The following is a 25,061-nucleotide window of genomic DNA, read 5'->3' on the forward strand; positions in this document are numbered from 1 at the left end:
GTTTATCAGGAGGTGGAGAGATGGAATACACCGTACAAAAACTAGGGAATTTGGCTGGAATCAGTACAAGGACATTGCGCTATTACGATGAGATCGGGCTCTTGAAGCCGGCAAGAAAGAGCTCGTCGGGGTATCGGATCTATGGCCAGCAGGAAGTAGACAAGCTGCAGCAAATCCTTTTCTATCGTGAACTAGGCCTGGATTTGGAACACATAAAGAACATCGTCAATGATCCCGGTTTCAGCAGCTCCCAAGCTTTAGAAGAGCACCGGGAAAAACTTCTCGCCAAACGACTGCAATTGGACCTCTTGATAAGCAATGTGGAAAAAACCATTTCTGCAACAGAAGGAGAGAGCATCATGGCTGATAAAGAGAAATTCCAGGGCTTTAAACAACAGCTGGTGGAGGATAACGAAAAGCAATATGGAGATGAAATTCGCGGCAAATACGGCGATGATCTAGTCGACCGATCCAACGCGAAAATGCTGAACATGAGCGAAGAGAAATACCAGGAGTTCATACGCCTGGAGCAGCAGGTACTGGACCAGTTGGAAGAGGCCCTCAGAACAGGCGACCCATCGAGCGAAGCGGCGCAGCAAACGGCTGATCTGCATCGCCGGTGGCTGGGCTTTACGTGGCCGACCTATAGCAAGGACGCGCATATGGGGCTTGCCGAGATGTATGTGGCAGACGATCGCTTTGCTGCCTACTATGACAAAGTAGAGCCGGGAGCTGCACAATTCCTGCGGGATGCGATTGAGGTCTATACGGCACAGCAATAACAGAAGGGAATTTTAACTGCGGACAACTCCGAAAACGGGTTGTCTGCATTTTTTTATGTCTGGATTGATTGTGGGTGGAGGTGTACTGAATTTAGATTTCAATGAACGTACATAAATTTTTTTGAACGTGCATAAATTCTAATAAGCGTGCGTAAACTTTCCGGAACGTGCATAAGCTGAAATCAGCCACAGAAATAGACTGTTGTATGGATCAAAGATGAAGTTATTGCAGCGGGAAGCCTCGTTTTTAGCTTATCCGTCTCCACTTTTCGTGTTGTCCAGTTGCAAGTGCCTAGCTCTTCGGGTCATAAGCCAGCCCGGCTGCGTGGCAAAGAGCGCCACACAGCCGGTCTGTCTTATGCCTTTCAGAGCTGACCAGGCACTTTCACTTTTCGTGTTGTCCAGTTGCAAGTGCCTAGCTCTTCGGGTCATAAGCCAACCCGGCTGCGTGGCAAAGAGCGCCACACTGCCGGTCTGTCTTATGCCTTTCAGAGCTGACCAGGCACTTTCACTTTTCGTGTTGTCCAGCTCCACCGGCCAACTCCTTGGGATGTAAGCCACGCTGGCTGTGCGGCTGAAAACATGCCGCTTCGCCAGAGCGTCTTACACCTGTCGGAGCGGAACGGCCGTCTCCGCTTTTCGTGGTGTCCAGCTCCACCGGCCAACTCCTTGGGATGTAAGCCACGCTGGCTGTGCGGCTGAAAACATGCCGCTTCGCCAGAGCGTCTTACACCTGTCGGAGCTGAACGGCCGTCTCCGCTTTTCGTGTTGTCCAGCTCCAGCAGCCAGCCTCTCGAGTCGCTTCAGCCTGACCAGCAATGGCAAAGAGCGCCATTACCGGTCAGGCTTCCAGCGCTTGTCGAGGCTTAACGGCCGCTTCCGCTTTTCGTGTTTACAAATTCATAACAATCATTTACACCCTTGTTATAGCAATTTTTTTTCAACTTGGTATACTGAAACCAATTAAAGCAGCTGCCAACGATTCGTTTTATTCGAAAAGGAGAGGTTTGCATGCACGGGAAGAAAAAGAAGGCGCCAATTGTAAAAGTCATGTCGTTCAATATTGCTCATGGTCTTGGGATGGATGGAATAGTTGATTTGGAGAAGACAGCTGAAGTCGTGGAAGATTCCTGTGCCACAATTATCGCCCTGCAGGAGGTTGACCGTTATTTTTCTGCCCGCAGTTCATTTGTCGACCAGGTGGAATGGCTGAGCCAAAGACTTGGCATGTATGCGGCTTATGGCGCCAACATGAATTTTGTGCCTGAGGATTCAGAGCGGCCGAATCGGCAGTACGGCAATGTGGTGCTAAGTAAATACCCGATCAAGTACGTAGAGAATCATTTGTTGACCCAGGTCTATTGCCCTTTCGGCAATAACGAGCAACGTGGAATTTTGGAAACCGTCATTGAAGTGGATGGCAATTACTTAAGCGTCTTCAATACGCATTTGGCGCTGAAGGATAGCGAACTCGCCGTCAGCATCGATGAAATTCTGGGGATTACAGGGAAAAGCCGTTTCCCGCGCATCATTGCAGGTGATTTCAATGCTTCTTCTTCAAACGTTCACATGCAAAAACTGACAAGCCATTTTGAAGATGCCTTCCTGCAAATGAAAAGAGGAGATGCCTATACGTATCCTTCTCCTTATGTGAACAACGAAACGGAAGAAGTTTTTTGGCCGGCGACCCGGATCGACTATATTTTTTCAGACAGTGAAGTTGAAGTTGTTCAGACAGCGGTTATTGAAACATCGGTTTCCGATCATTTGCCGATTGTGGCAGATCTGGTACTTGCTGGTGTTAAAGCGGGCAGTAAAGAGCGCGCACAGAAAGCACGCGCGAGAGTATAAGCAATTGCTCTTATAATCTACTATAACCATAAAAAACCGGAAGCTCTATTGGAGAGCTTCCGGTTTTTGGTGTCCGAAAATTTGTTTGCCGGATCGCATTTCACGTCTGCATACTTTGACCAACAAATAAACCAGCGGTGTATCCGCAGCAGCGACCAGTAATTTAAACAGGTATTGTGTGAAAATCATCCCGAGTAATGCGCTGGCGGGCATGGTTCCGTAAAAAGCAATGGAGATGAAAATGCTGGTATCGACCAATTGGCTGGTCATTGTAGAAGCATTATTGCGTACCCACAGCTTGGAATTGCCATGGCGCTGTTTCAGCTTGTGGAAAATGCTGACGTCCAGGTTCTGGCTGATGAAATAAGAGACAAGGCTGGCCAACGTCACCCGGAAGCCTGCGGAAAAAATCGTTTCAAAAGACTGCTGATCTGCAAAGAAGGGTGCAGACGGCAGATGGATAGCGAAGAAAATGAAAGCCAATGCGCAAAGCTGGGTGACAAATCCTGCTGTAACAGTTTGTCGCGCAGCTTCTTTGCCGTATACTTCCGCAATTGTATCTGTAATGGGGAAGGTAAAGACATAGACGATGACAGCCGCCGGCAAAACAGCCCATTCACCGATGCTGAACAACTTGACTGCTAAAATATTCGATAGGATCAATAGGCCGACAAATGCGCCGTTCAAGTAAAGTAACATTTGTTCGGCCCCTTAGCGATTGGTGATCGTTTCCGGATTCATGTCGTGGTTCATCATCCGGTACGATGCCATTTCTTCGTATTTTGTGCCTGGTTTGCCGTAATTTGTATAAGGGTCGATGGACAATCCGCCGCGCGGCGTGAATTTCCCCCATACTTCGATATAACGCGGGTCCATCAACTTGATCAAATCATTCATAATGATATTGACTACATCTTCATGGAAGTCTCCATGATTTCGGAAGCTGAACAGATAAAGTTTCAACGATTTGCTTTCCACCAGTTTTTTGTCTGGAATAAAGCTCAAGTAAATGGTTGCGAAGTCAGGCTGTCCTGTCTGCGGACAAAGCGATGTGAATTCAGGACAATTGAATTTCACGAAGTAGTCCCGGCTGTGCAGATTGTCGATCGGCTCCAAAATCTCCGGATTGTATTCAAATTTATACTTGGTGTTCTGATTGCCGAGCAATGATAAATGATCGAGTGTATCTTCGTTTCTTCCTGCCATGAAAAACGGCCTCCTTTAGATGGCCGGCTTGAAAGAGGGCTATAAAAAACGGACAAAAGAAAAAGCCAAATCGCATGTGGATTTGGCTGAGTTTCGACAATCCATAGTTTTTTATAGAGGGTGAAATGCTATGAACCTCTCCCGTTGCCGGGTTATTTACTTTTCCTCATCTATCGTATAAGACTTGCTATTCGTTGTCAATCGTCCAATTTTGGTAAAATAACAGCAAGAAGATGGAGGCGATTGCGGCATGGGACATCATCATGAACATAATCATTTTGAAGCGGCAAGGGCCGGCAATAAAAAAGCATTGGTTCTGGCGCTCGCCATAACCGCCGGCATCATGGTGCTGGAATTTTTCGGCGGCCTATTTACGAATAGCCTTGCCTTGATTGCGGACAGCGGCCATATGTTATCGGATACCGTTTCACTTGCACTCAGCCTATCAGCGATCTGGTTTGCTGGAAAAGCAGCTTCTGCGAAAAAAACCTATGGCTATTTCCGCTTTGAAATCATAACCGCCTTCATCAATGGCGCGACCTTATTTGTCATTGCGGGCTTTATTGTTTATGAAGCCATCGAACGCTTTTATGAACCGCCGGAAGTACAAGGTGGCTGGATGCTGATGATTGCGGCAATCGGTCTCGCAGCTAATGGTTTAAGTGCGTGGGTGCTCAACCGCAACGCAGATGTCCAGGGCAACTTGAATATGAAAAGTGCCTATATGCATGTTATTGGGGATGCGCTTGGTTCAGTCGGTGCCATAGTGGCTGGTCTGTTAATTCTCTTATTTGACTGGACGCTGGCCGATCCCATCATTTCCGTATTGGTTGCTTTGCTGATTTTGCGGAGTGCCTGGGGGATTCTCAGAAATAGCCTCCATATATTGATGGAAGGCACGCCCCATACAATCGATGCACCAGAAGTGAAGAAACGGCTTCTTGAAATTGAAGGGGTATTGGATGTCCACGATCTTCACATTTGGACCATTACGTCCGGACTCAACCTGTTTACCTGCCATATCGATGTGACAGTCGAAGCAGATGAGCAAATAGTTCTTCAGGATGCGTTAAAGCTGGTTCATGACTATTGTGGAATCGAACATGCGACCATTCAGATTGAAAAGCCGGAAACTGTGCACCACTCACTGGAAGTGTAACTTCGTGTACTCCAAAGCAACTGGATTTCGGCTATTCTATAGAAGAACAACCAGTATGTTTACCAGCAGTCAAACACGTTACTAAATTATAGAATCCTTATTTGTTCATGGTACACTAAAGCTAAAAGATAGGCAGAAAGGAGTGTCCAGGATGGCAGGAAATGAACAGCCCGGCTTGCAGGCGCAATCACTGAAATGGATAAAAGCACAGCTTGGAGAAACGGCAGAAATAACAAGCGTTAAGCCATTGAAAGGCGGAACGTCCTCCACCTTGTTTGAATTAGCTGTTCAAGAGAATGGAAATGTCCTCTCGTACGTTCTCCGATTTTTCCATAAAGCTGATTGGTTGGAAAAAGAACCTGATCTGGCAAAACACGAAGCAGATAGTCTTCAGTTCGCTGAACAAGCCGGCTTCCCTGTTCCTCACTTAATTGCTTATGATGAAACAGGAGAGGAGAGCGGGATGCCTGCCGTCTTGATGACGAAGGTGCCTGGTTCTGTGGTACTTCAGCCAGCAAATGATGAAAAGTGGCTGGAAGGCTTGGCAGCTGCTTTGGCTGAATTGCATCAAACACAGGCAGAAGGCTTTCCTTACGAATACTTTTCCTACAATAATGCGTTTTTATTGGAAAAACCCAAATGGTCGAAAAGACAGAACGATTGGATGCGTGCTTTTTACATTGTAGCCGGCAGCCGTCCCGCAGCTGAGGAATGTTTCATTCATCGTGATTTCCATCCAGCTAATGTGTTGTGGGAAAATGGGGAAATCAGTGCCATCGTGGACTGGGTGAATGCTTGTCGGGGGCCTGCAGGAATTGATGTCGGACATTGCCGGGTCAATTTGGCCCAGATATACGGAATTTCTGTAGCCAATGATTTTTTGGCAGCTTATCAGCGCCATGCCGGCAGTCTATTCACATATGATCCTTACTGGGATCTGGTTTCGCTGACGGATATATTGGATGGTTCGCCAGTAGTGTATCCGGGATGGGAAGCTTTTGGCATGAAAGGCTTGTCTGATGAGTTGATGCGCCACCGTTTGGATGATTATTTATTGAGTTTGCTGGACCGTTTTGACGATTTTTGAGCGGTGCACTACGATACTTTCAGGTTTGATTTCCCCGATAAAGGTAATATATAGGATAAGTGAGTTTTTTGAGGAGGAAATCGGATGAAAGATCAACAACTGAAACAATTGAAAAAGCAATTGGAAGAACAAGTGGAATCTCTGGAAGAGCGTGTGGAGAATACAGAAGAGTTCGAGACTACTGAGCTTTCAAATTATGATAACCATCCTGCTGACAATGCCACCGATTTATACGACCAGGAGCGCGGCATGGCGTTGACACAGTTTAAAGAAGAAGAACTGCAGGAAGCGAAAGCAGCTTTGGCAGCAATCGAAGACGGCACATACGGCAAGTGCTCAGTTTGCGGAAAAGACATTCCGTTTGAGCGGCTGGAAGCGTTGCCGACTGCATTGACTTGCATCGATCACGCGGATCAAGTACCTGATCTGGAAAGCCGGCCGCCAGAAGAAGATGTGCTCCAAGCTTCCACAGCTCAGCCGGTTGAGAAGGAAGACAGTGCTGTTCGCGATTACCAGGACAGCTTTGAAGACGTCGAAGATTTCGGGTCATCTGATACGCCTCAAGATCAGCCAAATGAAGATCCAGAGGATTTCTTTAAAGATGATAAATGATATGGCCCCCTGCCGTTAGGCAAGGGGTTATTTACATACTGAGTTCATTTCCCGGGAAATAATAGGTGAGGAGAATAGGAATGGATAAATTGACAGAAGAGATTTATGAGTTGGAATGCAGTCACTTGAAGCCTGAGTTCCGAGTTTCAACAGAAAAGCTGGGCCAAGTGCTGGACGATGAGTTTTACGAATTTGGCAGTTCGGGCGGCATCATCAAGCGCTCGCATTATAATGGGAATCATCCGTTGAATCCGGATTCTATGGAAATAAAGTCTTTCGTTATGCACGAATTGGGTCCGGATGCGGTCCTGACCACCTATCAAGTCCATAATCACAAGACTGGAAAATTAACGAATCGAAGTTCAATTTGGAAAAAAAGACAACATGGCTGGAAATTATTTTTTCACCAAGGAACAGTTTCAACCGGTAAGGTGTTTCAATAAAGGCGAAAGAGGATATTTAGATAACAGAACTATTTTTGGCAAAGGAGGAAACCGATATGGAACACGCCATTGTTTTATTTGATGGAGATTGTAATTTTTGCGATTCAAGCGTTCAATTCATTATAAATCATGATCCGGCCGGCTATTATCAATTTGCTTCGCTGCAAAGTGAAGTCGGACAGGAACTTTCAAAAAAATATAAGGTGCCTGAGGATGTCGACAGTGTGGTTTTGATAAAAGATGGACAGGCATATGTGAAATCTGAAGGTGCTTTAATGATTTCAAATCATTTAACCGGTCTTTGGAAGCTGGCCTATTACCTGAAACCATTCCCACGCGCGATCCGTGACGGAGCGTATGATATAGTAGCCAAAAACCGTTACAAGGTATTTGGCAAGCTGGACAGCTGCATGCTGCCGCCGCCTCATATCCGTAAACGTTTTTTAGATAAGTAAGAGAGTAAAGGTGGAAGCGCCTCTGTAGATTTGAGAGATATTAAACAAACTAGTGAAGTTTGAATAACTAAAATAAACAAAGCCCGAATCCGGAGTCAGTTCCGGTTCGGGCTTTGTTTAATGAATGAAACAGTGCTCAATAGAAATTAGAGATCCGCCAATACTGGCTGGCAATCGGTCCGGCCATATAGGCCAAGCCTTCACTTTCGGTCTGATGAATTTCCATCCATTCACCATCATCGAGCTTTAAGTACACTTCATGATTTGGTGATTGGTCATGTATTCCGATAATGTCATAACTGCCGTCCCGGTAAAAGGCAGCAGATACTTCATAATCGATATTCGGCGAAGTGGTGATCGGGTTTCCGATACTGTGCTTTAATGTGACGGAAACTTTATGGCCTGTTTCTTCAATCTTTTCCAATTCGATTCCTTCAGAAGAAGCTACGTCCGCCTTACTGAATTTTTTTCGCCAATTGTATCCGATGGTGGGACCGACATCCTTATCGTACTCGAATGACGACTCTTCTTCTTTCAAGTCAACAGTGAAACTCACTTGTGTACGGTAATGCAGTGAGTCCGGATCGAACTCCCGGCCGTCACCTTGGAAATAAGGGAAAGGCGATAAGAGATTCGGATTTTTTAATATCAGCTCAGGCAAGAAGGTGTTGTAGCGGAACTGCCAGACTGGATAGATTTTTGGTTTTTCCTCATCAGACAATAATGAATCCAAAGGAGCGATTTTTTTAGTCAGCCAAAACTCTTCCATGGCCGCTTTCTCCTTTGACGAATTCCAATTCAGCGTGCCAAAAATTTTGGCCAGAGTGAATTTTTCTTCACTGAAACGCTCTTCGGATTTTGCTACAGGACGTTTTCCGCGAATCCAGTAGGTGAATTCTTCATTCATGGGCACTTGGCGGTCGGTGTATTGATTTCTTTCGACAGTTTCAATAAATTTTCCGTTGCAGTAAATATCGAATTGGCTAATGCCTTCAATTTCTCCCCATGCTAAAGAAATCCGGCTTTTAGAAACGATGGTTGTCAGCACAATTTCTTCCAAGCGGTTAATGCTGTCTTTTTTTCGGTTTTCCGTTCCCGTATGCAGCTTGATCTTATCTGTCCAACTTCCTGAAGCGTCCAACCGTTCAAGGGTATAGGTATACAATTCGCCTTTTTTTAATCCTTCATCTTTAAACAGATTTTGAGTGCCGGTATAAACAATCTGTTCATCTCTTTTTACCCGGCAGACATCTTCTGTATCAGTCCATCTAAAATAAATCATTGTTTCGGATTGTTCCAATACCAAAATATCCATTTCGTTTGCCATTTCCCCACCTCCACATGCTATTGTTATGCATATACCCTTTTTAACAAAAGAATGAACCCGTTATTGAAGGAGCGAAATATTTGTTACACAAATTAAATGTAGATTTAAGTATTTTAACTGTATAATTAAGGTAGTAATATAGGCATATTCGGTTTTTATTTATTTTCCAAGCGGATAACATGCAGCTTACATACCTTTTTTTCTATTGCGTATCTTTACATAATAATTATTTACTCATCGATTTGAATCTTATCAAGAAAATATAGAGAACAAAGAGATTGAACAAAAGGGATGGGGGAATGGCAATGGATACTATTCAGAAGGCAAGAGCTTTCAGCAACTTTGATGAGGCGGCGGCTTATATTCTACAGCTGCTGAGTAAGCAAATTGGGATCAATTCCTTATTTATCGCCAGAAATGATGGGACAACAAACCACATTATTAAAGTTCGCAACTCAGAAAAAGAATTGGTCGAAGAAGGCAGTTCCATGCCTCTTCCTCACTCCTTTTGCAGCTTGAGCATCAACCATGGTCCGAAAGCATTGGTTATTGAGGATGTCTCTAAAAATGAGATGACCCGTTCTATGGACATTGCAGCAGATTATGGACAAGGCACCTTTGTCGGCGTTCCGGTTTATTATAACGATGGCACTGTTTACGGCACTATTTGCGGATTGGATGATCAATACTATCGGCTTTCTGAAGATCAGCTCTACACATTTGAAATGATGTCGACATTATTGACTTATGTGCTGGAACTCGAGAAAGCCAATCATCAGATTCAAACATTGACTGCTCCGATTGTCCCCGTCACTAAAGGGGTGGCCATCGTTCCGGTAATCGGAGAAATTACGGCACCGCGTGCACAGGTGATCATCGAGCACGTTCTGGAACAATGCGGCAAAGAGCCGATGGAGTATTTGATCATCGATGTTTCAGGGGTTTTGCAGATCAACACTGTCGTTGGGGAATACTTGCTGAAGCTCGTGAATATCCTTAAAATAATTGGCGTAACACCGGTCATCACAGGAATTCAGCCTTTTATGGCGTTGAAGGTTCCTCATTTTGCGGCTGCACTGAAAGGTGTATTAATTGAAGCCAATTTGGAATCGGCATTAAAGCAGCTGGGCTTTGTATTAATAAAAGACTGCAAAGAAAAATCAGACTCCCTGTGAAGGGAGTCTGATTTTTTATTGGATAAGATTAGTAGTCCAATTTATTGTGGCTTTACCCTTCGGGGCGACTAGCTTTCCTTATCAAAAAAGACATGCTTGAGTTCCCAGGAATCGCCGATTTCGAGTAAACCGAAGGAATACTGTTCCTGCCTGCGCTTGTCGGTTGGGGAGCCGGGATTGAACAGGGTGACCCCTTCGACTTCCCGCATAACCGGGGTATGGGAATGTCCGAATACGATGATGTCGACATCATCATTACTGAAGCTGTCAAAAGCCTGCTTCTCAGTAGGTTTTCGGTCACTGTCGCCATGGACCACACCGATGGTTAAATCTCCGAACGTGAGAATCTTTTTCCGGCCAAACTTTTCGAGGATATCCCATGGATCGACATTGCCGGTGACGCCATCAATTTCTGCATATGCCGCCAGTTCATGGTAAACATCCATCGTCTGCCAATCGCCGGCATGGATGATGAAGTCAGCTTCCTGACATGCATCCACTAGCTGTTGGGGCAATTTCTTGGCGCGGAATGGAATATGTGTATCTGAAACAATAACAATCTTCTTCATCTGAACGCCTCCAGTCAAATTCTTTCTTTCACTTTACCAAATAAACCCTCTGACGTCGAAAGCCAACTGTCAGGATTACATTTCCAATAAACAGGGAAGTAAAGAGTATAGGACGACGAAGATAATCGGAGGGATATTCATGAAAAAGAATACTACCAAAAAATTTGTTTATACAGGAGCCACAATGGCGGGCAGCCTTCTTTTGTTGACTGCCTATAAAAAGAACCAAGCAAAAAAGGTCTGGGTTTATGAAGATAATGATATGAGAAACAGTGTAACGGTCGATCAGGAAGAAAGCGTCAATGCTGATATGGATGAAGCGGAAATCGGGTTGACCCAATTGGATTCTGCTTATCGCTCTGAATGGCAGGCAAATGGCTTTCCTCAAACCCATAAAGCAATGAAAGAACTGGAAAGCAAATAAAAACAAGGTCTCAGTTTTGATGCTGGGGCCATTTTTTTGATAGCTTCATTGAAAAAATCGTTAAGGAGGAAGTCGTATGGTGAATGAAAGAAAAATTGTTTGTTACATTGCGGCTAGCTTGGACGGGTATATCGCAACTGAAGACGATTCCCTCGAATGGCTTTTCAAGACAGCGGGGGAAGAAGAAGGAGGCGCTGGATACGACGAATTCATGGAGACCATCGATACAGTGGTTATGGGACGCAGAACCTATGATTGGGTAATGGAAGCTGAAAAAGGGAAATTCCCTTATCAAGACATGGAAAGTTATGTCTTTACTTCTTCTTTCGCAGAAGAAAACCCTTATGTGAATTTCACGAATCAGGACATCTCCAGCTTCGTAAAAGATCTCAGAGAGAAACCTGGAAAGGATATTTGGGTGATTGGTGGGAGCAAGCTGCTTCATAGTTTTTTGAAAGAAGATTTGATTGATGAATGGATCATTTCGCTCGCTCCCGTCCTTATCGGAAAAGGAATACCATTGTTTCAAGAGCAGGACGTTGAGCGCCGCTTGAAGCTTAAGTCGGTAAAATCATATGGGCAATTTGCGCAGCTGCATTACGGAAGATTATAGGGAAAGACAACAGGCGGTCGAGGATTTCTCGGCCGTCTTTTGCTTTGCTTCAATCAGGACATTCACCTCTTTTTATAATAATAAGAGAAAGTACCTAATTTCTAGAAATAAAAAACCCTTATTTTTTGCATAAAGACAATAAACTATTACTTTTGGTCATTTTATCGACAGAATTTGAGTAGTTACGAGGGATTGAATTCTTATAATTCCAATTATATACTATTAAGAAGAATCATTTGTAGATTCTTGGAATAGAAGGGAGAGAAAGCATGAAGAAATTAAAAGTATTGGTATTCGCTTTATTTACAGTTCTATTCTTAGGTTTTTCTCAAACCTCCGCAGAAGCACATTCTCCAGATTTGCATGAAGGGGTGGCTGGACAGGATGTTTCAGAACTTCAAGCAACCTTGAAAAAACTGGGCTACTTCCAGACGGCACCTACAGGTTATTATGGATCTATCACTAAAAATGCAGTCATTCAGTTCCAGCGTGATTTCAATGTTCCGGCTACTGGTTTTACAGGTCCGTTGACACGAGCGAAACTTTCGGATGTTGATATGATGGCACGTGTCGTACACGGAGAAGCACGTGGAGAAAACCATACAGGTCAAGTAGCGGTAGCAGCTGTTATCCTGAATCGTATCGATTCCTCCCTATTTCCAAACAGTACATACAATGTCATTTTTCAGCGTAACGCGTTTACTGCTGTAAATGACGGGCAGTACAAATTCAAGCCGAACGCTTCAGCTTATCAGGCTGTGAAAGCAGCTGTGAAGGGCTCAGATCCATCACTTGGTGCAACGTATTATTACAATCCAAGCGGCGTGACGGATACGTGGATCTTCTCGCGTACAACCATCACGAAAATCGGCAAACATATATTTGCAAAATGATTTTAAGCATCGCCCTGAAAAAACAGGGCGATTTTTTATGGAATGAAACAGAGTGCTGAAAAGAGTTATACTGAGAAGGAATAAAGAGAGGTGGAGTAGAAATGTCAGAAAATAATGCGCAGCAAATGCCGCCGAAAACCTGCAGTGTCGAAAAACTGGTGACCAATAAGCAGGACGTAGAAAAAGTTTTGGCTGGCACGAAGTCGGCAACTCGAAGAAATGGACGCTATGCAGACATAGGGGAAATCATGGTACTCAAAGACAAGAAATTTGTGGTGGATCAGGTATATCAGCAAACACTTGGTGAATTAACAGATGAAAACATCACTCGGGAAGGTTACGCGTCTGTAGAAGATTATAAACAATCGATCTTGTCGTTTCATCCAGGTATGCCCTGGTTGCCTGAGATGACTGTTTGGGTCCATGAATTCCACTTGGCAACAGAGTAAGTAAACAATGTATATATTTATTCTATACGCCCATATTTTAAGCGCTGTGTTATCCATCGGTCCTTTTTTTGTGCTGCTTCCTTTAATCAAACGAATGGAAACGGCAGCCGGCATTCTATTGGACTCGCATATCACGACGTTCAGATCGGCGACACGTCTTGTAAAACATGCAGGGCACGTGCTGGTAACGACAGGCATCCTGTTGATTTGGCAGGGACCGTGGGAATGGGGCACTTCTTGGATAGTTTGTACGCTGGCCGTGATGGTCGCTTCTGTCTTTTTCTTAGCGCGTGCATTTACACCGACTCTCCGCCAATTTGGGGAAGAAGGAGCCGACCAATTGAGGTTGGTTAAGAAGTTAAACCGTTCTTTATGGATTTATATTTTATTATTATTGCTCATGCTATGGTTCATGGTCGATAAACCGATGTTTTGGTGATGAAAAAGGACGACACCCCTCTGTAATGAGCGGTGTCGTCCTTTTGCTTATCCTTTGACAGCGCCTGCTGTCATACCGGCAACAAAATAGCGCTGCAGGAAAATATAGGCGATGACCATTGGCGCTGAGGCAATGATGACGCCTGTAAAGAGCATTGGGTAGTTCGTTGAATATTCACCCTGGAACTCCAGCAAAGCGAGAGGCAGGGTCTTGTAGGCATTATCCGTAATGAACAGCAAAGGATACAGCAAATCATTCCAATGCATCACAAACAGGAAAATGGCTGTAGCTGATAGAGAAGGAAGCGACAGCGGAATAGCCACTTTGGTGTAAATCTTCCAATTGCCTGCCCCGTCTATTGTAGAAGCTTCAAACAATTCTTTCGGCAAGGTCTTCATGAAACCGGTCAGAATAAAAACAGCAATCGGCATGGTTGTAGAGATGTTGACGAGAATGAGCCCCACTAAGCTATTGGTCAGGTTGAGATCGAGCATCAGCGAATAGAGGGGAATCATGCTGACTTGCGCCGGCACCATCATGCCGAGTGTGAACAGGATGAATAAGGAATTGCCGACCCAATTGTTGAGACGGGTGATGCCATAGGCAATCAACGAAGCAAAGAACAATGTCAACGACACGGAAAACAAAGTGACGATTGTGCTGTTAACAAAATAGCCGGCCATCGTCTGCTCCTGGAAAATCGCCGTATAGTTCTCAAATTGAAGACCAGCTTCCGGAAAACCGAGTGGGTTTCTGAACGTTTCCTGAATGGTTTTCATGGAAGTCAAAACCACAATCAATAACGGAACCAAAATCAGCAGCGCATAGGTGATAAGGGAAAATCTGCGGAAGAACAAGCTGTTGTCCTCCTTTCCTTAGGCTTGAAAAATCAAAATTTCCTCGGTTTGTTTTCTGTTGTCCAGCTCCAGCGCCCAGCTCTTCGGGGTCATAAGCCACTCTGTTGTCCAGTTGCAAGTGCCTAGCTCTTCGGGTCATAAGCCAACCCAGCTGTGCGGCAAAGAACGCCACTCTGCTGGTCTGCCTTATGCCGGTCAGAGCTGACCAGGCACTTTCACTTTTCGTGCTGAACGGCCGTTTCCGCTTTTCTATTGTCCAGCTCTTCGGGGTCATAAGCCCGCCCAGCTATGTGGCTGAAAACATGCCNGGTCAGAGCTGACCAGGCACTTTCACTTTTCGTGCTGAACGGCCGTTTCCGCTTTTCTATTGTCCAGCTCTTCGGGGTCATAAGCCCGCCCAGCTATGTGGCTGAAAACATGCCACTTCGCCGATCTGTCTTATGTCCGTCAGAGCTACATGGGCGCTTGCGCTTTTCTAGTGATCCAGACTCCGGCAGCCAGCCCCTCGAGTCGCTTCAGCTTTACCAAGAATGGCAAAGAACGCCATTCCCGGTAAAGCTTCCAGCGCTTGTCGGGACTAAACGGCTGCCTTTGCTTTTCTAATAAGAAATTCTATCAGAACGCAAAGCTTTGAATTGCAGGAATGTAATAATCGCGATGATGATCATGAAAATAACGGAAATGGCGCTGGCATAGCCGAATTGGTAGCTTCTGAAAGCGATGTCGAAAATATAAGTAGCCACAATCTGCGTTGAATTATTGGGTCCGCCGCCAGTCATTGCAAAGACCAGATCGAATGCTTTGAACGATTGGATTGTGGTATACGCAACGACGATCGTAGCGGAAGGTGCCAGCAGCGGCCACGTTACACGGCGGAAGGTCTGCCATTTGTTGGCTCCTTCTATTTTTGCAACTTCATAGAGTTCATCCGGAATGGCCTGCAATCCTGCAACGAATATGATGAGCATTTGTCCGGCATGGAACCAGATTTGGGTTACAGCTAACGAATAGATGGCAATGTTCGCATTGCCAAGCCAGTTTTGCGTCAGGAATCCAAGTCCGACCAGCTCCAATACCTGATTCAGGATACCAAGTGACGGATCGTAGATGAATGACCAAATAAAGGCTACTGATACAGATGACAAGATGGTCGGGAAAAAATAAAGCGCGCGCAAAAAAATCGTGGTCTTTGTGTTTTTTAAGACAATCATCGCAAAAGCAAGGGCGACGAGTGTCTGGAAGACAACAACGACAAGCATGAATTTCAGGTTATTGCCGATTGTCTTACGGAAAATTGTGTCCCCGGTAAAGGCACGTTCGTAATTGGCGATTCCCACAAACTGAAAACTTGAGCTGAGGCCGTCCCAATCCGTAAACGAATAAAACAGGGCGCTGATTGTCGGGTAAACAAAGAAAATCGCGTACAATAGCAACCCAGGCAAAAAGAATAAGTAGATGGATTTAGAAACTCTCATCCCGTTATTCCCTGTTTTCTTCTACGAGCTGCTGAGCTTCTTCAGCAGCTGTCATCGGATCTGCTCCGCCCAACACGTTTTCGATGGAGCTAAGGACTGCGGCCTCGATTTGAGCATTTGTAATCAGGAAACGCGGCTGGAACCGGGTTTTTCTTTCATCGATCCAATAAGCTGTATTCTGCAATACTTCTGATTCATATTCAACATCATTGACCGTTAGATGCTGACCAGTTTCATTAGCGTATTGGGAAGCGATTTCAGGCTGGCTCAGAAACGTGATGAATTCTTTTGCCTGTTCTTTTTTCTCGGACTGGCTATTGACTGCCAGCATGAAGGTGGCTGTATTGATGCCTTCATAGATAGCTTCGCTTTCTTCAACAGTGATCGGGGCCATTAAATCCAGCTGAAGATCAGGATTCAGATCCAGCAAAGCAGACATATGGTAGGATCCTGTCGCCAGCATAGCGGCTTCTTCATTGGCCACCATCGCCATTGCGGAATCTTGGGAAGTCCCCAGAGCATCAGCCTGGATATAGCCTTTTTGCTCAAGCAATTGGAAATCTTCCAAGGTCTTAACCCACCATTCGTTGGTCAGGGATTCTTCACCGTTCTGAAGTTTCTCGAAAACGTCTTCATCCGGCGCATTGTTCATCATCATGCTGTTCATGAATTGGTTAGGGCCGATGTCTGCCCCAGGAAAGGCGATGGGTGTAATGCCATTCTCAAGGAGTGTATCTGCCATTTCCTGGAATCCACTCCAACTCTTCGGCACTTCCAGTCCAAGCTCTTCGAACATGCCTTTATTATAGACAGGCATATTGAAGACCAGCTGATAAGGAAGTGCAAGCTGAGTTCCATCTTTTTGTCCGACGCTGATGAGTTCCTGATCAAAATTGGAGACAAAATCCTCGCCGCTCAGATCTTCAAACAGACCGGCACTGGCGATGGCTTCGAATTGTGCGCCCGGGAAGGATGTAAAGACGTCGCCCGTCGACCCGTCCTGCAGCAGACGTTGTCCGGTAGCCTGGTATTGCTCAGATGGATAAATGGTCATTTCTACGGAAATGTCAGGATTTTCATCTTCAAACTGGGCAATGATATCATCCAGTACTGCTTTGTCTTCGCCTCTCCAATGGATAAAGCTGATCTGGGTGCTGTCTTCTGCACCTTCATTGCCTGTATCGCTTGGGCTGTCACCTGCGCATCCGGCAAGCAGTAAACTTGAGGCCAAAACTCCTGATGATAAATATGCAAACTTTTTCATCCTCTGTCTCCTCCCTCTATTTAAAAAATTGAAATGCTTACTTTATTTATACCCCAATCTTTCTCTTAAATACAGAATTATCTAAATAAGTCATGTTATCAGTTGACAAATGGGCGGAAATTGAATAAGATTGGCACAACCTTTTTTGTACGGATTGCGGTTGAAGGGGTCGAAAGCGACACCGCCGAATTCCAGTTGAGCAGAGCATAGCAGAGCTAAATCGATGAATAAGAAGAGTAGCGCAGATCAACCTCTCAAAGAGAGCCAGTGGCAGGTGGAAACTGGTGGGGTATCTGAGTGAATGGGCTTATGAGTGGTTCTTTGAACAAGCAGTAGAAGAATCCGTTTTTCCCTACGTTATCGGGGTTCAAGTGAAAGCTGTTTCAGCTTTAACACGAGGTGGTACCGCGGTCAATCCGTCCTCTGCAAGGAACAATTCTGTTCCTGCAGGGGGCTTTTTTGTTTTCAAATAAGGTAAATACATTAAAAAGCATAAGCCGGATAATTTCATTTGCATGTGGTATCCAGCTTTGGCGATCAGACTCTCGAAGGCACCAAACCATGCCGCTTCGCCGGACTGTTTTGTGCCTGTCGAGTCTGGCTGATCGCTTCCGCTTTTAAGAATAGGAGATGAGCCGAGATGAGCAAGGAAATGAAGATGAGAAAAATTGATGGGGATTCTTTGACGCCGATTGCGGTGTTTAATCGATTGACTGGAGAACGCAAATGCCTGCTCGAAAGTTCATTGAAGACCAGTGTGACAGGCCGCTATTCCTTTATTGGAGCGGACCCCTCAACGGGTTATATAGGCCACGGCCAACAATTACAGGAAATCGATTACCGGACAGGCGCCGAAAGAACACATGAAGGCAAACCGTTGGAGCTGATTAAAAAACTGATGCCCCGTTATGAAGCGGAAGTGGAAGGCCTGCCTTTTACAGGCGGTGCACTTGGGTATATCGGTTACGACGCGATCCAGGCCTATGAACCGATCAAGGCTCCGAAAAAAGACAGCCTCCAGATGCCTGATATCCACCTGCAGGTTTATGAAACCATCGTGGTTTTCGACCATGTGAAAAACGACGTGACGATTTTATCGTTTGAAGACAAGTTGGATGACATTGAACAGCAATTGTCGGTGCCGGAAAACCCAGCCGCAGCAGTGGGGCAGGAATCGCTGCAATTCGCTTCCAAAACCACTGATGCTTTTTTTCGGAAACAGGTCGAGCAGGCAAAAGACCATATCCGCAAAGGAGATGTCTTCCAGTTGGTGCTGTCGCAGCGCTTGTCTGCCAGCTATCAAGGAGATGCTTTCGCATTGTACCGGAAATTACGCAAGCAAAATCCGTCTCCTTATCAATTCTTCATCGATTTTGACGGCTATGCCATCGTAGGCGCTTCACCGGAGAGCTTGTTGACGATCCGGGACAGCCATATGGTGACCAATCCGATTGCTGGAACACGCAAGCGCGGCAGAACAGTTGCCGAAGACAATCAGTTGGCCGAAGAATTGGCGGGTGATGAGAAGGAGCAGGCGGAACATAAGATGCTGGTCGACCTCAGCCGCAACGATGTGGGGCGCGTAGCGCAAATTGGCACCGTGGAAGTGCCGAAGTATATGGTCATCGAAAAATACCAGCACGTTATGCACCTGGTTTCGGAAGTGACTGGTGAGCTTGATGGGGAAATGCATCCACTCGATGCATTGGTGTCCTGCTTGCCTGCTGGAACTGTCTCAGGAGCTCCCAAAGTGCGGGCCATGCAATTGATACAGGAATTTGAAGAAGAGCGCAGAGGCGTCTATGGAGGAGCTATCGGGTACTTGGGGTTCAATGGCAATCTGGATGTCGCACTGGCCATCCGCACTTTTGTCGTCAAAGACGGCATGGTTCATGTCCAGGCGGGCGCCGGTATCGTCTTCGATTCGGATCCACAGGCAGAATACGAAGAAACGCTGCATAAAGCGCGTTCACTAACGGAGGTGTTCGGATGATTCTTTTAATCGATCATTACGATTCGTTTACCTATAATATTTACCAGGCCATCGCCGCGATGGACGTTGAAGTTGAAGTGGTCCGGTACGGCGTTTTGACACTTGATGAAATCAAAGCGAAAAATCCGCAGGCCATCATCCTTTCGCCAGGGCCCGGTCATCCCTTGGAATTGCCTGAATCGATCGAGCTGATTCAGGAGCTGTATCAATCCATTCCAATTCTGGGTATTTGTCTGGGGCAGCAATTGATTGGAGCGGCGTTCGGCGGAAATATTGTTCAAGCGCCCTTTATCCGACACGGCAAGGTCTCGCAAGTTTCGCATGATCAGCAAGGTTTGTTCCAAAACATGCCGATGCCACTGCCGGTCATGCGTTATCACTCGCTGGTATTGGAACCGGAGACCTTGGCTGATTGTCTGGAAGTCCAATCCCGGGCACTTGACGATGACACAATTATGGCCGTAAAGCATCGGCAATATCCCGTTTACGGAATCCAATTCCATCCTGAGTCCATCGGTACTCCAGATGGTGTGGAATTGATGAAGGAATTCATTGTGCAGGTACAGCAGGAAAAAGCTGGAATACGATAGACAGAAAGAAAATCCCAAGCCATATCGGCTTGGGATTTTTAGGGTGTTAAAAAAGTTATCATACTTTCATTTCGCAGGGAAATCTATTCACGGATCAATGGCATCGTGCAGCAGCGGAAAGCTCCGCCTGATTTGATGATTTCGGAATAATCAACTTCAATCACATGGAATCCGCGAGACGTCAATTGCTTATTGACCTGCCGGTTCTGTGGTTGGCTGAAGACTTTCCGGTCGCCGATGGACAGTACATTGGTGCCGAGCGCAAACTGCTCTTTTTCGTTGACGCGAATTAAGGTATAGCGTTCTGCGAGCATCTTGACCGTCTCCATATCGAGTGCTTCAGGGAAGATGAGGGCTTCCGTGGGCGACAGGATATTGAAGACACAATCAAGGTGCAGGTATTTCTCGTTAAATGAAACAGGGATGACTTCGAAATCCGGTAATTCCAGCTGCAGATCACGGATGGCTTTTTTGGAAGTCCGGCTGCTGACTCCGACAAAGACAGTATCGCGGTCGATGATGACATCGCCGCCTTCTATGCGATGGCCGGCCAATTCCTTAACGTTCACATCATGTGCCTCCATCCATTTTTGGAGTTCCTGTTCCTCTCCCTGACGGATTTCAGAAGCCATTTCGCTGATGAAAACTGTGTCTCCGATAGTGAATCCGATATCGCGTGTAAAAACCTGTTCAGGATAGTTTTCAGAGGGCTCGATCAAATCGGTTTGAACACCTTGCTCTATCAATGCCTGGACGAATTCATTGTGCTGGTGAAGTGCTTTGTCCACATTGATATTTTCATCTTTGTATCTTTTCTGGACATCGTTGATGACATCTTTTATTTCCATATAGCGTGGCGGGCAAAGCAGGACGCGCCGGAGTGGATCGTATTCGCTTTGGCAACGGGCAGATGGGCTTTCTTTGATATATGACGACATATGGCTTCCTCCAAAAAACATAGTTATTAATTGTATATTCCTTTTAGATGGAAACTTAAAACATTGCAAGAGAAGAAGATGCACAAAATATCCAAAGAGTGAGAAGATGGAGGAAGACTATGAAATCAATTGAAAAAGGGGATTCCAATGAAAATCATTCAACAGGAAGTAGCGGAGGACCGTGACTTTATCCGTAAAAAGGTTATTGAACACAATAATGCGAGTTTACCCAGAGAAAAAACATCTCCATTTGAACAAATGAGCTTTATCGTCCGCAATGAGGAGGGAGAAATCGTAGGGGGATTGACGGCCACCGGTTTTTGGCGGCATCTGCACATTGATTTCCTCTGGGTGGACCCGGCAGCCAGAGGCCAACGGATTGCCGCAAAGCTGATGGCTCAAGCGGAAGTTTATGCGCGCGGCAAAGGTCATCGATTGATGATTGTCGATACGTTAAGCTTTCAAGCTCCTGAGTTTTATAAAAAGCAGGGCTTCTCGGAATTTGGCAGAGTCAATGATTTTCCGGAAGGCCATAGTCACTATTACTTTGAAAAAAGGCTGACGAATCTATCTGAAGATGGAAACTGAACCAATAAAAAAACGGAAGCCTTTTGGGCTTCCGTTTTTTTGATTATTGCTCTTGGTAGAATACTTTATCTACATTGTATTTAGCTTTTTGCGTATTGATCAAATATGTTTCGTAGATATCGCGCTCCATTGGATCTTCCACAATGGAAATGGTGATGCGGTATACTTCTTCGCGGTGATTTTTCAATGGTGATACCGAATCTTCGAAATGCTTTTTCACACGTTGGCGAAGCTTGCGGGCTTTTCCGACAAACAGCAATTCTCCACTATGGTTGAAAAACTGGATGATGCCGCCTTTATCGCGTGGAATTTCATGCAGATCGATAAAGCCGTATAGTGGTTTGATGACGGCTTCGTCACCTGTAATTTCCTGTTTGCGTTGTGTAATCGTCACGTCCGCTTTTGGTGGTTGGATATTAATCATGCTTATCACGTCCTCAAATTATCGTATTGCCTATTTTAACATAAAAAAGAGCGGAAATCCATCCGCTCTTTTTTGCTCGCTCTTCCAGTCTTTTCTATAAGGTCTTCAATTGTTCACTTGCCGGCTGATCGCCTTGCAGCACTTCAAATACTTTGTTATAGGTATTGCTGCGGTCAAGCACATCGACCAGGACATGTGCGACGTCCGCTCTTGGAATGGATCTTCCTTCCATAGAAGAAAAGCCTTCGAGCGATACTTCGATCTTCTCGGACTTGTCTTCGTCTGAAAGTGCACCGGGACGGACAATCGTATAATCCAAATTGGTTGCCTGCAGCAATTCGTCTGCTGTCCGTTTGGCGACAAGATAAGGCTTCATCGCCTCACCGCCGGCATCCGGATCATTCGATCCCATCGAACCTAATTGGACAAAGCGTTTAATGCCTTTATCCTGCGCGTATTGAGCCGCTTTGACAGAGCCCCATAAATCGATGGTCAAGGTCTTGTCAGCTCCTGTCGACGGGCCGGAACCTGCTGCGAAAATAACAGCATCGACCCCTTCAAAGGCATCACTGAAGTCTTTTTCCAGGTCTGCAAGTACGACCTTGGACGCGCCAAGTTCTTTCAACTTATCTATTTGTTCCTCTTTACGGACCATAGCGGTCGCTTCATGTTTTGATTCGGCTAATTCTTTGACAACGTTGCGGCCGACTTGACCGTTTGCTCCAATAACTAATACGTTCATTCGATTTCCACTCCTTTAATTGTCTTCACCTTCCTTATCTTCCCTTTTGTGAATGCATTAAACGTTTTATTTCGCCGTGCAACTGTCCAAAAAGGCACAGACAAGCTAGAATAGAAGAACGGAGGTGTTACAATGCAAATTACAGATTACGTGTTTCACAAAATCAACGACCCTACAGGCATCATGGTGGGCGATCGTTACGAATTCTTGTTGAATGTCGAAGTTGATGAAGATGATGAACTATATACCGATGGTGGCCTGGAACTGCGCGTCATTATTGCTGCAGAAGAAACCGGCGCCCGCATAGCGCATTACAATTTTATCGATAAGCAGACAAGAGGCGCACTTGAGTTTGGACTTGAAGAAGAGGAAGAAGAAGAAATCCTCGCTTACTGTTCAGAAAAACTGGCATAACAAAAAACATCCTGCTCATTGTGAGCAGGATGTTTCTCTTTGTTTACAGTTTAATGTCAATTTCCGCGTTTTCTTTCAGCTCTTCGATGCGGGCAAATACCGCTTCCTGGGTTTTTTGCTCTTCCAGTGACTTCCGTATAGTCGGTTCCATTTCTTCAAAGGCGGGTGCTTCCTCTTCGGAACTCTCGACAAAACCATCATAAGCTTCTTTCACGTCTTCATCCGTGACTTCGCCACGTTGGACTTCCTCTGCAATATACTGTTCATAGATTAACTGTTCACGAAGCTGGTTTTCCATATCATCCAGTGTAAAGCCGGTTTCCTTCAATGCTTTGTCCATTGCTTCTTCCGTCTCAAACTGGCCTTTCAACTCTTCCAAACGTTCTTCGACTGCTGGTTCATCAGCTTCATAGCCTTTTTCTTTAGCATCCTGCATAATGACCTTATTTCCGATCAATACAGACATCGCCTGCTCTTTTACAAGTTCGTTCGTTTCAACCGATGTCGTGTGGCCTTGTGCAGCTAATGTGGTTTCCAATTGGCGTGCCACGCTATTATAGACATTCCCTAAAATTTCATCTCCATTGACTACGACGACAACCTCTTCTTGATCCGGCAATTCCATAGAAGATTCTGCAGGAGTAGCATCTGCTGCCGCTTCTTCCGTGGTTTCAGGTTCTGCGCTTTCTTCAGGTGCAGTTTCTTCATTATCAGAGCACGCGCCCAAGGTCAGCAATAAAAGTAAAGGGACGAATGCGAACTTCATTTTCTTGATCATGTTAAAACTCCTCTTTCAATCTGTCTCTTAAAAGTAAACCATATTTTATTATCCGATACAAATAGTTGGTTAAACGTGTTTAAATAATGTCGCAATTCTGTATAATGAAAGAAGCAGAACTTGTTTTTTCCCTCAGCTCTTACGGCAACCCCAATCGCTACTTTGTACATAAGCTCCACAGCCTTGGAATGAAATCAAAAAAGTTCATGACAAGCCAGGCCATCTGGTTAGTTTGTTCGATTGAACGATAGGAGTTAGATGGTATAATTATAAGAATATATTAATGATGATACAACACTTACATCTTTTGGAGGAATCACTATGACGAGTTCAAACCATATTCAAGCACGTAAAACCCTGGATAAAATTCAACCCTATTCGCCTGGAAAGCCGATTTGGGAAGTACAAAAGGAATTGGGATTGGACCGCGTCATTAAATTGGCATCCAACGAAAATCCACTTGGCCCATCACCTAAAGCCGTAGCTGCCATCCAACAGGGACTGGCGGAATTGAACCGTTATCCCGATGCAGATGCCAGCGCATTGAAAAAAGCCATTGCCGCGGAATTCAATGTAAGCCCGCAGCAGGTCATTCCGACAAACGGCGCGGATGAGCTGATCACGCTGATTTCCGAAGCTTTCCTTGAAGAGGGGGACGAAGTGATCGTTCCTTCGCCATCGTTCAGTGAATATGATTTTGGTGCACATATCATGGGTGCCACAGTCGTACCGGTCAAGTTCATCGAAGGCTTTGAGTTTGATGTGGACGCAATGATTGCGGCTGTGACCGACAAAACCAAGATCATTTACATCTGTACACCGAACAACCCGACAGGCACCTATATGTCCAAACCGGATTTGGACAAATTAGTGGAAGCGATTGATGGGGTATTAGTGGTTATCGACGCTGCCTATAGCCATTTCGCAGATGCCGCTGATTACACCCATGGCATCGAATACATCAATGCCGGCTATCCGGTGCTGACCCTGCAGACCTTCTCGAAGATCTACGGCATTGCCGGAGTGCGGGTCGGATTCGGCATTGCTTCCGAGCCGATCATCCAGTCGATCCTAAAAGTGAAGGAACCGTTCAACGTCAATACCTTAGCGCAGATTGCTGCAACGGCTGCCATTGAAGATATTGAACACGTGAAGACCTCTCAAGATGCCAATAAAGCCGGCCGGGAACAATTGTACAAGGCTTTTGAGGAGCTGGGATTAGCGTATATCGAAAGTATGGCCAATTTCGTATTGGTGCAGATCGGTGAAGATGGTGAAAAGCTGTACAAGGAATTAATGGCGAAAGGTGTCATTGTCCGCTACGGAAAAATCTGGGGCTTGCCTGATTACGTACGGGTTTCTGTTGGAACGCCGGAAGAAAATCAATTCTTCATCGATACATTAAAAGCATTATTAGTGAAACAAGCTTAGAAGAGAGGCTCCTGAAACTGGGAGTCTCTTTTTTTATTGTGATACTCACAGTAAGCCAAACGGCTTTCCATCATTCCATAAGC

At 45.4% G+C, this 25,061-nt stretch carries 29 protein-coding genes, 1 riboswitch and 1 other annotated feature; of the genes, 18 read left to right on the forward strand and 11 right to left on the reverse strand.

The window, feature by feature from the left end; translation table 11 throughout:
• The first annotated feature begins 20 nt into the window (after nt 1-20).
• On the forward strand, nt 21-782 hold the full coding sequence (locus K8U60_RS16315) for a MerR family transcriptional regulator (protein ID WP_223642575.1): 762 nt from the start codon (nt 21-23) through the stop codon (nt 780-782).
• Between the two features lie 1,011 nt (nt 783-1,793).
• Nucleotides 1,794-2,633 carry an endonuclease/exonuclease/phosphatase family protein gene (locus tag K8U60_RS16320; protein WP_223642585.1) on the forward strand — a complete coding sequence of 280 codons (840 nt, stop codon included), beginning with the start codon at nt 1,794-1,796 and terminating at the stop codon, nt 2,631-2,633.
• Between the two features lie 45 nt (nt 2,634-2,678).
• Here K8U60_RS16320 and K8U60_RS16325 read toward each other — a convergent pair whose 3' ends face one another.
• Nucleotides 2,679-3,332: a queuosine precursor transporter gene (locus K8U60_RS16325; protein ID WP_223642593.1), complete on the reverse strand. Its 654-nt coding sequence runs from the start codon at nt 3,330-3,332 to the stop codon at nt 2,679-2,681.
• A 12-nt stretch (nt 3,333-3,344) separates the two neighbouring features.
• Nucleotides 3,345-3,839 carry a preQ(1) synthase gene (gene queF, locus K8U60_RS16330; protein WP_223642595.1) on the reverse strand — a complete coding sequence of 165 codons (495 nt, stop codon included), beginning with the start codon at nt 3,837-3,839 and terminating at the stop codon, nt 3,345-3,347.
• Between the two features lie 97 nt (nt 3,840-3,936).
• Nucleotides 3,937-3,984, reverse strand: a riboswitch (PreQ1 riboswitch).
• Between the two features lie 105 nt (nt 3,985-4,089).
• Here queF and K8U60_RS16335 point away from each other — a divergent pair.
• The 5 genes from K8U60_RS16335 to K8U60_RS16355 all read left to right on the forward strand — a co-directional run bounded on the left by K8U60_RS16335 (nt 4,090) and on the right by K8U60_RS16355 (nt 7,595).
• Nucleotides 4,090-4,998 carry a cation diffusion facilitator family transporter gene (locus K8U60_RS16335; protein WP_223642597.1) on the forward strand — a complete coding sequence of 303 codons (909 nt, stop codon included), beginning with the start codon at nt 4,090-4,092 and terminating at the stop codon, nt 4,996-4,998.
• A gap of 151 nt (nt 4,999-5,149) precedes the next feature.
• Entirely contained in the window at nt 5,150-6,085 is a 936-nt protein-coding gene (locus K8U60_RS16340) for a phosphotransferase family protein (protein WP_223642607.1), read from the forward strand.
• Nucleotides 6,086-6,169: 84 nt separating this feature from the next.
• Entirely contained in the window at nt 6,170-6,697 is a 528-nt protein-coding gene (locus tag K8U60_RS16345; protein WP_223642609.1) for a TraR/DksA C4-type zinc finger protein, read from the forward strand.
• 80 nt (nt 6,698-6,777) lie between these two features.
• Entirely contained in the window at nt 6,778-7,140 is a 363-nt protein-coding gene (locus tag K8U60_RS16350) for a nuclear transport factor 2 family protein (protein ID WP_223642611.1), read from the forward strand.
• Between the two features lie 56 nt (nt 7,141-7,196).
• Nucleotides 7,197-7,595 carry a thiol-disulfide oxidoreductase DCC family protein gene (locus K8U60_RS16355; protein ID WP_146558663.1) on the forward strand — a complete coding sequence of 133 codons (399 nt, stop codon included), beginning with the start codon at nt 7,197-7,199 and terminating at the stop codon, nt 7,593-7,595.
• Between the two features lie 136 nt (nt 7,596-7,731).
• On the opposite strand, the gene K8U60_RS16360 is transcribed toward K8U60_RS16355, so the two are convergent.
• On the reverse strand, nt 7,732-8,922 hold the full coding sequence (locus tag K8U60_RS16360) for a DUF3238 domain-containing protein (RefSeq protein WP_223642619.1): 1,191 nt from the start codon (nt 8,920-8,922) through the stop codon (nt 7,732-7,734).
• A gap of 305 nt (nt 8,923-9,227) precedes the next feature.
• Between K8U60_RS16360 and K8U60_RS16365 the strand changes: the two genes are divergently transcribed.
• Nucleotides 9,228-10,097: an STAS domain-containing protein gene (locus tag K8U60_RS16365; RefSeq protein ID WP_223642627.1), complete on the forward strand. Its 870-nt coding sequence runs from the start codon at nt 9,228-9,230 to the stop codon at nt 10,095-10,097.
• A gap of 68 nt (nt 10,098-10,165) precedes the next feature.
• Here the strand turns inward: K8U60_RS16365 and K8U60_RS16370 are convergent, their stop codons facing one another.
• A complete protein-coding gene (locus K8U60_RS16370) occupies nt 10,166-10,666 on the reverse strand; it encodes a metallophosphoesterase family protein (RefSeq protein WP_223642630.1) in 501 nt (166 codons plus the stop codon).
• 139 nt (nt 10,667-10,805) lie between these two features.
• On the opposite strand from K8U60_RS16370, the gene K8U60_RS16375 reads away from it, so the two are divergent.
• The 5 genes from K8U60_RS16375 to K8U60_RS16395 all read left to right on the forward strand — a co-directional run bounded on the left by K8U60_RS16375 (nt 10,806) and on the right by K8U60_RS16395 (nt 13,484).
• Nucleotides 10,806-11,090, forward strand: a complete 285-nt coding sequence (locus K8U60_RS16375) for a hypothetical protein (RefSeq protein WP_223642632.1) — start codon at nt 10,806-10,808, stop codon at nt 11,088-11,090.
• 76 nt (nt 11,091-11,166) lie between these two features.
• A complete protein-coding gene (locus tag K8U60_RS16380) occupies nt 11,167-11,703 on the forward strand; it encodes a dihydrofolate reductase family protein (protein ID WP_223642634.1) in 537 nt (178 codons plus the stop codon).
• 269 nt (nt 11,704-11,972) lie between these two features.
• Nucleotides 11,973-12,596, forward strand: coding sequence for a cell wall hydrolase (locus K8U60_RS16385; protein WP_223642636.1), 624 nt, complete (start codon nt 11,973-11,975; stop codon nt 12,594-12,596).
• Between the two features lie 101 nt (nt 12,597-12,697).
• Nucleotides 12,698-13,045 (forward strand): ASCH domain-containing protein, encoded by a 348-nt coding sequence (locus K8U60_RS16390; RefSeq protein ID WP_223642638.1) that lies wholly within the window; start codon nt 12,698-12,700, stop codon nt 13,043-13,045.
• 7 nt (nt 13,046-13,052) lie between these two features.
• Nucleotides 13,053-13,484 carry a hypothetical protein gene (locus K8U60_RS16395; protein WP_223642640.1) on the forward strand — a complete coding sequence of 144 codons (432 nt, stop codon included), beginning with the start codon at nt 13,053-13,055 and terminating at the stop codon, nt 13,482-13,484.
• A 47-nt stretch (nt 13,485-13,531) separates the two neighbouring features.
• Here K8U60_RS16395 and K8U60_RS16400 read toward each other — a convergent pair whose 3' ends face one another.
• From K8U60_RS16400 to K8U60_RS16410, 3 genes are all read right to left on the reverse strand, one after another.
• Nucleotides 13,532-14,341: a carbohydrate ABC transporter permease gene (locus K8U60_RS16400; RefSeq protein ID WP_223642642.1), complete on the reverse strand. Its 810-nt coding sequence runs from the start codon at nt 14,339-14,341 to the stop codon at nt 13,532-13,534.
• A gap of 599 nt (nt 14,342-14,940) precedes the next feature.
• Nucleotides 14,941-15,816: a carbohydrate ABC transporter permease gene (locus tag K8U60_RS16405; RefSeq protein ID WP_223642644.1), complete on the reverse strand. Its 876-nt coding sequence runs from the start codon at nt 15,814-15,816 to the stop codon at nt 14,941-14,943.
• 4 nt (nt 15,817-15,820) lie between these two features.
• Nucleotides 15,821-17,080 carry an ABC transporter substrate-binding protein gene (locus K8U60_RS16410; protein ID WP_223642646.1) on the reverse strand — a complete coding sequence of 420 codons (1,260 nt, stop codon included), beginning with the start codon at nt 17,078-17,080 and terminating at the stop codon, nt 15,821-15,823.
• A 214-nt stretch (nt 17,081-17,294) separates the two neighbouring features.
• Nucleotides 17,295-17,507 (forward strand) — a binding site (T-box leader).
• 213 nt (nt 17,508-17,720) lie between these two features.
• On the opposite strand from K8U60_RS16410, the gene trpE reads away from it, so the two are divergent.
• Both trpE and K8U60_RS16420 read left to right on the forward strand, forming a co-directional pair.
• Nucleotides 17,721-19,073 (forward strand): anthranilate synthase component I, encoded by a 1,353-nt coding sequence (trpE, locus tag K8U60_RS16415; protein WP_223642648.1) that lies wholly within the window; start codon nt 17,721-17,723, stop codon nt 19,071-19,073.
• The gene (locus K8U60_RS16420; protein WP_223642650.1) at nt 19,070-19,663 is read left to right on the forward strand and encodes an anthranilate synthase component II; all 594 of its coding nucleotides are present in this window, start codon (nt 19,070-19,072) and stop codon (nt 19,661-19,663) included. The genes trpE and K8U60_RS16420 overlap by 4 nt, the downstream gene beginning before the upstream one ends.
• 83 nt (nt 19,664-19,746) lie before the next feature.
• Here the strand turns inward: K8U60_RS16420 and K8U60_RS16425 are convergent, their stop codons facing one another.
• Nucleotides 19,747-20,601 (reverse strand): dimethylarginine dimethylaminohydrolase family protein, encoded by an 855-nt coding sequence (locus tag K8U60_RS16425; RefSeq protein ID WP_223642652.1) that lies wholly within the window; start codon nt 20,599-20,601, stop codon nt 19,747-19,749.
• Nucleotides 20,602-20,748: 147 nt separating this feature from the next.
• On the opposite strand from K8U60_RS16425, the gene K8U60_RS16430 reads away from it, so the two are divergent.
• Nucleotides 20,749-21,189 (forward strand): GNAT family N-acetyltransferase, encoded by a 441-nt coding sequence (locus K8U60_RS16430; RefSeq protein WP_223642654.1) that lies wholly within the window; start codon nt 20,749-20,751, stop codon nt 21,187-21,189.
• 43 nt (nt 21,190-21,232) lie between these two features.
• Here the strand turns inward: K8U60_RS16430 and K8U60_RS16435 are convergent, their stop codons facing one another.
• Both K8U60_RS16435 and K8U60_RS16440 read right to left on the reverse strand, forming a co-directional pair.
• Nucleotides 21,233-21,613, reverse strand: a complete 381-nt coding sequence (locus tag K8U60_RS16435; protein ID WP_263298718.1) for a nucleotide excision repair endonuclease — start codon at nt 21,611-21,613, stop codon at nt 21,233-21,235.
• Between the two features lie 94 nt (nt 21,614-21,707).
• Nucleotides 21,708-22,355 carry an SDR family oxidoreductase gene (locus K8U60_RS16440; RefSeq protein WP_223642663.1) on the reverse strand — a complete coding sequence of 216 codons (648 nt, stop codon included), beginning with the start codon at nt 22,353-22,355 and terminating at the stop codon, nt 21,708-21,710.
• A gap of 132 nt (nt 22,356-22,487) precedes the next feature.
• Here K8U60_RS16440 and K8U60_RS16445 point away from each other — a divergent pair, with 132 nt between their 5' ends.
• Nucleotides 22,488-22,769 carry a DUF6509 family protein gene (locus K8U60_RS16445; RefSeq protein ID WP_223642665.1) on the forward strand — a complete coding sequence of 94 codons (282 nt, stop codon included), beginning with the start codon at nt 22,488-22,490 and terminating at the stop codon, nt 22,767-22,769.
• Between the two features lie 43 nt (nt 22,770-22,812).
• Here K8U60_RS16445 and K8U60_RS16450 read toward each other — a convergent pair whose 3' ends face one another.
• On the reverse strand, nt 22,813-23,547 hold the full coding sequence (locus K8U60_RS16450; protein ID WP_223642667.1) for a SurA N-terminal domain-containing protein: 735 nt from the start codon (nt 23,545-23,547) through the stop codon (nt 22,813-22,815).
• A 321-nt stretch (nt 23,548-23,868) separates the two neighbouring features.
• On the opposite strand from K8U60_RS16450, the gene hisC reads away from it, so the two are divergent.
• Nucleotides 23,869-24,978: a histidinol-phosphate transaminase gene (hisC, locus tag K8U60_RS16455; protein ID WP_223642668.1), complete on the forward strand. Its 1,110-nt coding sequence runs from the start codon at nt 23,869-23,871 to the stop codon at nt 24,976-24,978.
• Nucleotides 24,979-25,061 lie beyond the last annotated feature (83 nt).

The sequence above is a fragment of the Planococcus circulans genome (assembly GCF_020023385.1).
GTDB lineage: Bacteria > Bacillota > Bacilli > Bacillales_A > Planococcaceae > Planococcus.

What these genes read in the sequence shown, in the direction of transcription:
- K8U60_RS16325 (WP_223642593.1), bottom strand. Translation starts at nt 3,332, where the DNA reads ATGTTACTTTACTTGAACGGCGCATTTGTCGGCCTATTGATCCTATCG.
- K8U60_RS16335 (WP_223642597.1), top strand. Translation starts at nt 4,090, where the DNA reads ATGGGACATCATCATGAACATAATCATTTTGAAGCGGCAAGGGCCGGC.
- K8U60_RS16410 (WP_223642646.1), bottom strand. Translation starts at nt 17,080, where the DNA reads ATGAAAAAGTTTGCATATTTATCATCAGGAGTTTTGGCCTCAAGTTTA.
- K8U60_RS16425 (WP_223642652.1), bottom strand. Translation starts at nt 20,601, where the DNA reads ATGTCGTCATATATCAAAGAAAGCCCATCTGCCCGTTGCCAAAGCGAA.
- K8U60_RS16420 (WP_223642650.1), top strand. Translation starts at nt 19,070, where the DNA reads ATGATTCTTTTAATCGATCATTACGATTCGTTTACCTATAATATTTAC.
- K8U60_RS16350 (WP_223642611.1), top strand. Translation starts at nt 6,778, where the DNA reads ATGGATAAATTGACAGAAGAGATTTATGAGTTGGAATGCAGTCACTTG.
- K8U60_RS16360 (WP_223642619.1), bottom strand. Translation starts at nt 8,922, where the DNA reads ATGGCAAACGAAATGGATATTTTGGTATTGGAACAATCCGAAACAATG.
- K8U60_RS16450 (WP_223642667.1), bottom strand. Translation starts at nt 23,547, where the DNA reads ATGATCAAGAAAATGAAGTTCGCATTCGTCCCTTTACTTTTATTGCTG.
- K8U60_RS16385 (WP_223642636.1), top strand. Translation starts at nt 11,973, where the DNA reads ATGAAGAAATTAAAAGTATTGGTATTCGCTTTATTTACAGTTCTATTC.
- K8U60_RS16390 (WP_223642638.1), top strand. Translation starts at nt 12,698, where the DNA reads ATGTCAGAAAATAATGCGCAGCAAATGCCGCCGAAAACCTGCAGTGTC.
- K8U60_RS16380 (WP_223642634.1), top strand. Translation starts at nt 11,167, where the DNA reads ATGGTGAATGAAAGAAAAATTGTTTGTTACATTGCGGCTAGCTTGGAC.
- K8U60_RS16375 (WP_223642632.1), top strand. Translation starts at nt 10,806, where the DNA reads ATGAAAAAGAATACTACCAAAAAATTTGTTTATACAGGAGCCACAATG.
- K8U60_RS16345 (WP_223642609.1), top strand. Translation starts at nt 6,170, where the DNA reads ATGAAAGATCAACAACTGAAACAATTGAAAAAGCAATTGGAAGAACAA.
- K8U60_RS16315 (WP_223642575.1), top strand. Translation starts at nt 21, where the DNA reads ATGGAATACACCGTACAAAAACTAGGGAATTTGGCTGGAATCAGTACA.
- K8U60_RS16395 (WP_223642640.1), top strand. Translation starts at nt 13,053, where the DNA reads ATGTATATATTTATTCTATACGCCCATATTTTAAGCGCTGTGTTATCC.
- trpE (WP_223642648.1), top strand. Translation starts at nt 17,721, where the DNA reads ATGAGCAAGGAAATGAAGATGAGAAAAATTGATGGGGATTCTTTGACG.
- K8U60_RS16440 (WP_223642663.1), bottom strand. Translation starts at nt 22,355, where the DNA reads ATGAACGTATTAGTTATTGGAGCAAACGGTCAAGTCGGCCGCAACGTT.
- K8U60_RS16405 (WP_223642644.1), bottom strand. Translation starts at nt 15,816, where the DNA reads ATGAGAGTTTCTAAATCCATCTACTTATTCTTTTTGCCTGGGTTGCTA.
- K8U60_RS16435 (WP_263298718.1), bottom strand. Translation starts at nt 21,613, where the DNA reads ATGATTAATATCCAACCACCAAAAGCGGACGTGACGATTACACAACGC.
- hisC (WP_223642668.1), top strand. Translation starts at nt 23,869, where the DNA reads ATGACGAGTTCAAACCATATTCAAGCACGTAAAACCCTGGATAAAATT.
- K8U60_RS16320 (WP_223642585.1), top strand. Translation starts at nt 1,794, where the DNA reads ATGCACGGGAAGAAAAAGAAGGCGCCAATTGTAAAAGTCATGTCGTTC.
- K8U60_RS16370 (WP_223642630.1), bottom strand. Translation starts at nt 10,666, where the DNA reads ATGAAGAAGATTGTTATTGTTTCAGATACACATATTCCATTCCGCGCC.
- K8U60_RS16340 (WP_223642607.1), top strand. Translation starts at nt 5,150, where the DNA reads ATGGCAGGAAATGAACAGCCCGGCTTGCAGGCGCAATCACTGAAATGG.
- queF (WP_223642595.1), bottom strand. Translation starts at nt 3,839, where the DNA reads ATGGCAGGAAGAAACGAAGATACACTCGATCATTTATCATTGCTCGGC.
- K8U60_RS16365 (WP_223642627.1), top strand. Translation starts at nt 9,228, where the DNA reads ATGGATACTATTCAGAAGGCAAGAGCTTTCAGCAACTTTGATGAGGCG.
- K8U60_RS16445 (WP_223642665.1), top strand. Translation starts at nt 22,488, where the DNA reads ATGCAAATTACAGATTACGTGTTTCACAAAATCAACGACCCTACAGGC.
- K8U60_RS16430 (WP_223642654.1), top strand. Translation starts at nt 20,749, where the DNA reads ATGAAAATCATTCAACAGGAAGTAGCGGAGGACCGTGACTTTATCCGT.
- K8U60_RS16355 (WP_146558663.1), top strand. Translation starts at nt 7,197, where the DNA reads ATGGAACACGCCATTGTTTTATTTGATGGAGATTGTAATTTTTGCGAT.